General features: G+C 72.2%; 10 protein-coding genes. 3 read left to right on the top strand and 7 right to left on the bottom strand.

The features are described 5' to 3' along the window. Positions 1–700 (bottom strand): polysaccharide deacetylase family protein (locus tag E1286_RS44885; RefSeq protein WP_246075690.1); only part of this gene is annotated, 700 nt, incomplete at its 3' end. A gap of 43 nt (positions 701–743) precedes the next feature. Continuing rightward, positions 744–893, bottom strand: a complete 150-nt coding sequence (locus tag E1286_RS51000; protein WP_246075689.1) for an SIP domain-containing protein — start codon at positions 891–893, stop codon at positions 744–746. Positions 894–911: 18 nt separating this feature from the next. Between E1286_RS51000 and E1286_RS50995 the strand changes: the two genes are divergently transcribed. Then, complete coding sequence (locus E1286_RS50995; RefSeq protein WP_132623160.1) at positions 912–1439, top strand: TetR-like C-terminal domain-containing protein; 528 nt, start codon at positions 912–914, stop codon at positions 1437–1439. 2 nt (positions 1440–1441) lie between these two features. Here E1286_RS50995 and E1286_RS44870 read toward each other — a convergent pair whose 3' ends face one another. After that, on the bottom strand, positions 1442–1912 hold the full coding sequence (locus E1286_RS44870) for an OsmC family protein (RefSeq protein WP_132623158.1): 471 nt from the start codon (positions 1910–1912) through the stop codon (positions 1442–1444). 141 nt (positions 1913–2053) lie between these two features. Here E1286_RS44870 and E1286_RS44865 point away from each other — a divergent pair, with 141 nt between their 5' ends. Next, the gene (locus E1286_RS44865; RefSeq protein WP_246075688.1) at positions 2054–2710 is read left to right on the top strand and encodes a PadR family transcriptional regulator; all 657 of its coding nucleotides are present in this window, start codon (positions 2054–2056) and stop codon (positions 2708–2710) included. Positions 2711–2981: 271 nt separating this feature from the next. Beyond that, on the top strand, positions 2982–3365 hold the full coding sequence (locus E1286_RS44860; protein WP_132623156.1) for a hypothetical protein: 384 nt from the start codon (positions 2982–2984) through the stop codon (positions 3363–3365). A gap of 7 nt (positions 3366–3372) precedes the next feature. On the opposite strand, the gene E1286_RS44855 is transcribed toward E1286_RS44860, so the two are convergent. The 4 genes from E1286_RS44855 to E1286_RS44840 all read right to left on the bottom strand — a co-directional run bounded on the left by E1286_RS44855 (position 3373) and on the right by E1286_RS44840 (position 6755). Then, on the bottom strand, positions 3373–4974 hold the full coding sequence (locus tag E1286_RS44855) for a penicillin-binding transpeptidase domain-containing protein (protein ID WP_132623154.1): 1602 nt from the start codon (positions 4972–4974) through the stop codon (positions 3373–3375). Between the two features lie 52 nt (positions 4975–5026). After that, positions 5027–5686: a lysophospholipid acyltransferase family protein gene (locus E1286_RS44850; RefSeq protein WP_246075687.1), complete on the bottom strand. Its 660-nt coding sequence runs from the start codon at positions 5684–5686 to the stop codon at positions 5027–5029. Positions 5687–5948: 262 nt separating this feature from the next. Beyond that, positions 5949–6545: an NUDIX hydrolase gene (locus E1286_RS44845; RefSeq protein WP_132623152.1), complete on the bottom strand. Its 597-nt coding sequence runs from the start codon at positions 6543–6545 to the stop codon at positions 5949–5951. A 27-nt stretch (positions 6546–6572) separates the two neighbouring features. After that, a complete protein-coding gene (locus E1286_RS44840; protein WP_223190924.1) occupies positions 6573–6755 on the bottom strand; it encodes a hypothetical protein in 183 nt (60 codons plus the stop codon). Between the last annotated feature and the right edge of the window lie 176 nt (positions 6756–6931).

The raw sequence follows: 6931 nt of genomic DNA, 5'->3' as shown, positions 1-6931 counted from the left end.
GATCCAGGGCCCGCGCCTCCTGCCCGCCCAGCCCCGGATGCACCGCCCACTCGCTCAACCCGGGCGGCAGCTCGCGCAGCAGCCGCGCGTACGTCTCCGCCTTGCCCTCCAGATCCAGCGCGAAGCTGTCGAGGAAGCCGGGCCGCACGACCGGCAGCCCGCGCGCCCGCAGCTTGCGCCGAGCCGGGTCGAGCCAGGCCCGCACCGCCAGCCCGTACTCGCCGGCCAGCGCCATCGTCAGGTCGAAGACGTCGTCGCGCCCGCCGTCGGCCAGGCAGTGCCAGTCGAGGTGGGTGGGCGTCAGCCCGGCGGTGGCCACGGCGTCGATCTGGGCGCGGTACTCCAGCTCCACCTCCTCGACGCGGGCCGCGGCCAGCAGGTCGGGGATGCGCTCCGGCGGGTGGAACCGCCCGTTCTCGTCCAGCAGCGACGGCACCTTCTCCCGCGGGGTCAGCGGCTCCCACCGCAGCACCGGCGACTCGCACACCAGCGTCAGGTGGACGCCGAACGGGACCTCCGGCCGCTCGCGCAGCAGGCCGGCGGCGTGCGCGGCGCCGGGACACGGCGTCATCAGGCTGCACGAGGCCGCGATGCCGTCCTCGATCGAGCGGACGACCGCCTCGTTGACCGCCTGGTACATCCCGAAGTCGTCGCAGTTCACGATCAGCGTCCGCGTTCCGGCGGTGAGGTGCTCGGTCACGCCCGCCAGCCTGCCGCGGCGCCGGGCGATCGGCCACCGCGTTTCAGTGGAGTCCGCGCTTGCCGGGCGTCCAGAACGGCTTGATCGTGATCGCCGTACGCGGCCAGTTCCGGTCCCGCACCAGACGGTCGCGGATCACCCGGCACGTCAGCGCCTCGCCCGCCCCGCGCTCTACCACTACTTCGCCGGTCACGAGGAGCTGGTCGGAGCGGTGACGGCCGACTTCTTCCGCGAGCTGACGGAGGCGATGGAGGCCGCGCGCGACGCGTACCCGCCGGGTGACCACGCGCGGCGGCTGCTGGCGACGTGCCGGGCGATGCGGCGCTGGGCCGTCACCCATCGGGCGGAGTTCGGGTGGGTGTTCGCCAGCCCGATCATCAGGCGCCCCGGCTCGCCGCGCGAGCTGGCCGGGCGCGACTTCGAGCAGGTCTTCCTCGACGAGATCGCCGACCTGTGGCGGGCGCGCCGCTTCCCCGTGCCCGCGCCTGACGAGCTGGACCCGTCCATCAGGGAGCAGCTGCGCGCGTACGCCGCCGACACCGGCTCCGGGCTGCCGGTGGAGGCGATCCACGTGTTCGTGTCGTGCTGGACCAGGCTGTACGGCCTGCTCTGCATGGAGGTACTCGACCAGCTCGACTTCGCCTACTCCGACCTGGAGCCGGTCTTCGAGGAGTGCCTGCGGGAGCTGGCGCCCCGGCTCGGCCTCGACTACGACGCCGCGGCCGGGCGCTCCTCCTGAGGTCAGCCGGCCGTGCGGACGGTCGGCTCGTGGCGTACCGGGAAGTTGACGGAGGCGGCGATGAAGCACGCCTTGTGGGCGTCCTCGTGCAGCGCGAGAGCGCTCTCCAGCATCTCGGGCGCGGCCACGGTGACCGCCGGGCGCAGCACCACCTCGGTGAAGTGACCGCCGTCGGCGGACTCGGCCATGGTGCCGGTCGCGGTGTCGGCGTACTCGGTGACGACCACTCCGGCCGTGGCGCACTTGTGGAGATACCACAGCATGTGGCACTGCGAGAGTGATCCGACCAGGAGCTGCTCGGGATTCCAGCGGGACGGGTCGCCGCGGAAGGAGGGGTCGGAGCTGCCCGGGATGACCGGCGGGCCCTCGGCCGACAGCTCGTGGTCACGGCCGTAGTCGCGGTAGCCGCTGGTGCCGGTGCCCTTGTTCCCGGTCCAGGTCACGACGGTCCGGTAGGTGTGTTCGCGGCTCATCTCTGCTCGGTCCTCCGCGGGTGATCGGCTCCGGCGGCGGGAAACCCCGCCGCCTCTTCCGAACAACGTTACGGAACCACGGGTCTTGCCGGACGATCGGCCCGATGCTTATTCTCGCAGACAAGTATTCGCCGACGATGAGTGATCGGAAGGGCCCAGCGGCGCCCGGTGGCCAACCTGCTGGCGCTGGCCGTGCTGACCGTGGCCGTCCAGCGGCCGATGCACCCGTACGAGATGGCCTCCGTGCTGCGGGCCCGCGGCAAGGACGACGACATGCCGATCAAATGGGGCTCGCTCTACACCGTCGTCCGCAACCTGGAGAAACACGGTTTTCTGCAGGCGGTCGGCACCGACCGTCAGGGCGCCCGCCCCGAGCGCACCGTCTACCGCGTCACCGACGCCGGCCGGCGCGAGGCCGCCGACTGGACGCGCGAGCTGCTGTCCACGCCCCGGTGGGAGCCGTCGCCGTTCGAGTCGGGCCTGTCGGTGATGGGCGGCCTCGGGCCCGACGAGGTCCCCTCGCTGCTGCGGCAGCGGCTGGAACTGCTGGAAAGCCGGAACGAGACCGACCGGCGGACGCTGGAGCGCGAGCGGGGCGAGCTGCCCCGGCTTTTCCTCGTCGAATCGGAGTACGCGCTGGCGATGCGCGAGGCCGAGGCGGCCTGGGTGCGCTCACTGCTGGCGGAGCTGGACGCGGGCGCGTTCCCCGGCCTGGAGGAGTGGCGCGCCTACCACCGGACCGGCGAACTGACCGGCGACGTGGCGGACCTCGCGGAAAGGGGCCGCCCGGCGGAGTGACCGAGCAAGAACCGGCGGCGGTGCTGAAACACCGCCGCCGGGAGATCTCGCACCAAGATCCCGCGAGGCGGAGCTCGGGCGCGATCATCACCCTGCACACGCGCGCGTCCAGCCGGCGCTGCGCAAGGCCGTCATCTTCGAACCGCCCCTGGACATCCACGGCTCCCACTCGACCGGCCGGCTGCCCCGCCTCGACCGCGAGCTCGCCGAAGGACGGATCTCGGCGGCGCTCGTCACCGGTATGAGAGCCGGCCGGATAGGCCCCCCGATCATGCGCGCCATCCCGCGTCCGCTGATGGAACTGATGACGAGCTCGATGGTCAAGAGACAGGAACGCGCCGTGGCCGGCGTCGAGCCGGCGCTGCGGGAGCTGACGTTCGGGGAGCTGGCCCCGACGCTGCACGAGGACCTGCACCTGGTGGCGGAGGCGTCCGGAGACCTGGAGCCGTACCGGTCGGTGGAGGCGGAGGTGCTACTGATCGGCGGCGCCAGGAGCGCGGCCTACCTGCGCGCCGCGCTCGGCGAACTCCAGCGGGTCCTGCCGCGGGCCCGCCGCATGGTCCTGCCCGGCCTGAACCACAGCGCCACCTCGAACGCCGCCCAGCGCGGCCGGCCCGAGCCGGTGGCGGTCCGCCGCTTCCTCGGTGAGTCCTGAGAAGGGCTCAGAGCTCCTTGAGGAACGTCGCGGCGACGGGGGCGGCGACCGCGCCGCCCCCGCCGCCGCCCTCGACGACCACGGCGAAGGCCACGTCGTCCTTGAACCCCATGAACCAGGCGTGCGAGTCGAGCTTCTCGCCGGTGCCGTACTCGGCCGTTCCGGTCTTGCCGTGGGTGCCGGCGGGCAGCCCGGCCGACTTTGCGGTGCCCTTGGTCACCACGGCCGCCATCATCTCGTGCAACGCCGGCTTCACCCCTTCGGGCAGCGGGCGCTCCTTGGCCTTCTGCTTCAGCGACGGCACCAGCGTCGGCGGGCGCCAGGTGCCGTCGGCGATGGCCGCGGCCGCCGACGCGATCGACAGCGGGCTGGAGGTGATGCGGGCCTGCCCGAACGCCTCCGCGGCCAGCTCGGCGTCGGACTGCGCCCTGGGGAAGCTCGCCTTCGCCGCCGGCACGCCGATGTTGAGCGGCTGGTTGAACCCGACGTCCTCGGCCACGTCGAGCAGCTTCTCCGCGCCCAGCTTCTGCTGCGCCAGCGGCGCGAACGTCGTGTTGCACGAGTGCGCGAACGAGTCGAGCAGCGACAACGACCCGAACTCCTCCTTGTCGGAGTTGCGGATCCGCAGGCCGCCGACGTTCGCGTACATGGGGCAGGTGACGGTGTCCTGCGGCGACATCCCGGCCGCCACCAGCCCGATGGCCGTGACCGCCTTGAACGTCGAGCCCGGCGGATAGCGGCCGTCGAGCGCCCGGTTGAAGCCGCCGCGGTTGTTCACCACGGCGAGGATCTCGCCCGTCGAGGGCCTGATCGCGACCAGGGAGGCGGGTTTGTCGACGTCCTTGACGGCCGTCACCGCCGCGGCCTGCGCACCCGGGTCGAGCGACGTGCGCACGGGCTCGCCGTCGCTGCCCTCGATGGTCTGCAGCGTCTTGCCGCCCAGCTGGATCTCGGTGGTCGGCGTGCCGGCCAGCCTCGTCTGGAACGTCTCCTGCAGCCCGCCGCGCCCGACGGCCTGCCCGACCTTGTAGGAGGAGCCGAGCTTGCCGACGTCCTTCTTGGTCGCCTTGTCGAGGTAGCCGACGAGCTGCTGCACCGAGCCGCCGACCGTGCCGGTGTCGATGCGGCCGCCCTCGGCGTCGGTGATCGCCGCCCGCTCGGGCCACTTCGTCTTGATCGAGAAGGCCGCACCCTGGGTCATCGACGGGTGCAGCGTGGCCGGCTTCCAGTCGACCTTCCAGGTGCGGTCGGCCACCACCAGGTCGATCTGGCCCTGGTAGGACCAGGTGCCGAGGTTCTTCAACGTGAGGGTCGCGGTGTAGGGGACGCGGGCCCGGTCGTCGCCCTCGGCGACCTGGCCGAGCCTGACCTGCGTCGACTCGACCCCGAGAGCCTTGCGCTGCTGGTCGTACGCGCTCAGCTGCTGCGGCGTGGCCAGCACCGCGGCCATCGCGCTCGCGTCACCGGCCTGCCACGCGGTCGCGAAACGCTGAGCCGTCTCTGCGGGCGTGCCCCTGGTGTGCAGCACGTAGTAGGCGCCACCGCCCGCGGCCCCCACCACGAGCACGGCGGCGACGGACGCGATCGCGATGGTACGGCCCCGTGCCACTGCTCAGCCCCTCGCTCTTCGACGACTGGCCTCCGAGCCTAGCGGGGACAAACTAAGACATTCCATTGGCTGCCTTATAACTGGCGGCATAGGTCGGGACGTATTCCTGGCCCGACAGCTTCTGGATGGCCTCCATGATCTCGTCGGTGACCCGCCGCCGATCGCGCGCCTTGGCGTGGTCGCCGTCGAACCGCAGGGGCGCCCCGATGGTGATGCCGATGCTGGCCGGCCTCGGCACCTTCGCCCCGAGCGGCAGCACCTTCTCGGTGCCGCTGAGCGCCACCGGCAGCACCGGGGCGCCGGTCTTCAGCGCCAGCCAGGCCACGCCGACCTTGCCGCGGTAGAGGCGGCCGTCGGGGGAGCGGGTGCCCTCGGGGTGGATGCCGAACAGCTCGCCGCGCTCCAGCAGCTCGGCCGCCGCGTCGAGCATGGCCTGCGCGGCGTGGGCGCTGTCGCGGTCGATCGGCAGGCTCTTGCCCAGCCGCATGAAGAAGCCGGAGACCGGGTTGCCGTCGAAGTACTCGTTCTTGGCGGTGAACGTCACGTGCCGCGGCAGCAGCGCCGGCAGCAGGAACGAGTCGAGGACCGACAGGTGGTTGGCGGCCAGGATCGCCGGGCCCTTCCTCGGCACGTGGGCCGCGCCGGTGATGTGCGGGCGGCACATCGCGTGTGTCAGCGGCGTGGCGGCGAACTTGACCACTTGGTACAGCAACGAGCTCTCCTGATCATCGGCTGGCCACCAACAATAAGTCAGGCGTCCCCCGAGAGATCGGGGGACGCCTGGAAAAGCTGTTGAGGCCGATGTGGCGGTCGCCTCCTCGGCGAGGTGCACAACACGGCTCCAGCCGAACGGTATTCCGTGAAGGCGGTAATTTGCGGCCCGGGGGACACAGACCACATCGGCACCTTGAGTTAAGCACACGGTCCGGCCGGGGAGGTAATCGTGGCGCTCCCATGGGCGACACGTGAACCGGTCATCTCCGCGTCCAGCGAGGCTGGGCGACGTCGAAGACCCGCTGCTCACGACCCCGGAGCGCCACCTCCGCGAACTGCCACAAAATCGCCCCCGTCGGCGCGTGAATCACGATGGACGGACCCAGCGGCATCTGCAGCAGTTCGCCCCGCCAGCGCGGCACGCCCGGAGCCAGGAACCGCTCCAGCGGCACGGAGTGCACCGAGGCCACCTCGCGCGGGTCGGGCACCGGCTCCTGCCGGCCGCCGTACGCCACCACCGGCGTGATCACGAACCCGGAGTCGGTGACGAAGTCGTCGAGCATCCCCAGCACCTCGACGCCCGTCACGCCGGTCTCCTCGGCCAGCTCCCGCAGCGCCGCCTGCAGCGGCTCCTCGCCGTCGTCGAGCCGCCCGCCGGGCAGCGCCCACTGCCCGGCGTTGCGGCCCGCCGCCGCCCGCTTGATCACGATCACGTACGGGCTGCGCGCGCCGTCCTCCAGCACGCACACCGTGACGGCCGCCCGGCGCACGCCCTCCGCCGGGGGGACCGGCCGGCGCTCGAAGGCGGCCAGCCGGGCGATGATCTCCTCGCGCAGCACGTCGATCGGGGAAAGCACGCGTCAAGGATCTCACGCCGTACGCGGTCATCCCGGGGTGAGCAGGATGCTGAGGACGGTGCCGGCGAGCATCCCGGCGCCGGCGGCGATGGCGGCCCACCGGCCCAGCGGCTCGCCCCGGACGTGACCGGCGACCCCGAGCGCGACACCGGCCAGCCCGAACACCACCGGCTGGAACAGGACCGCCACCACCGCACAGACGAACCCCACGACGGACAGCACCTGCTCGGCGACCCCTGACCGCCGCGGGGGAGTGGCTGAGCCGCGTGCCGGAGGCGACGGCCGGTCTTCCGCGGGCCCGGGTGTGCGGGGCGGAGGTTCCGTGGGCTCTGTCGTGCGGGGTCGGGGTTCCGTCGTCTCGGAGGCTGAGGGCTGCGGTGCGGAGA

The organism is Nonomuraea terrae (assembly GCF_004348995.1).
Classification (GTDB): Bacteria; Actinomycetota; Actinomycetes; order Streptosporangiales; family Streptosporangiaceae; genus Nonomuraea; species Nonomuraea terrae.
The sequence above is the reverse complement of the archived record's forward strand: the minus strand, read 5'-3'. Positions and strand labels throughout refer to the sequence as shown.

Bases quoted from the DNA above. Each gene is read 5' to 3' on its own strand.
- E1286_RS44870 (WP_132623158.1), bottom strand. From the start codon at position 1,912: ATGAGCCGCGAACACACCTACCGGACCGTCGTGACCTGGACCGGGAAC.
- E1286_RS44860 (WP_132623156.1), top strand. From the start codon at position 2,982: ATGCGCGCCATCCCGCGTCCGCTGATGGAACTGATGACGAGCTCGATG.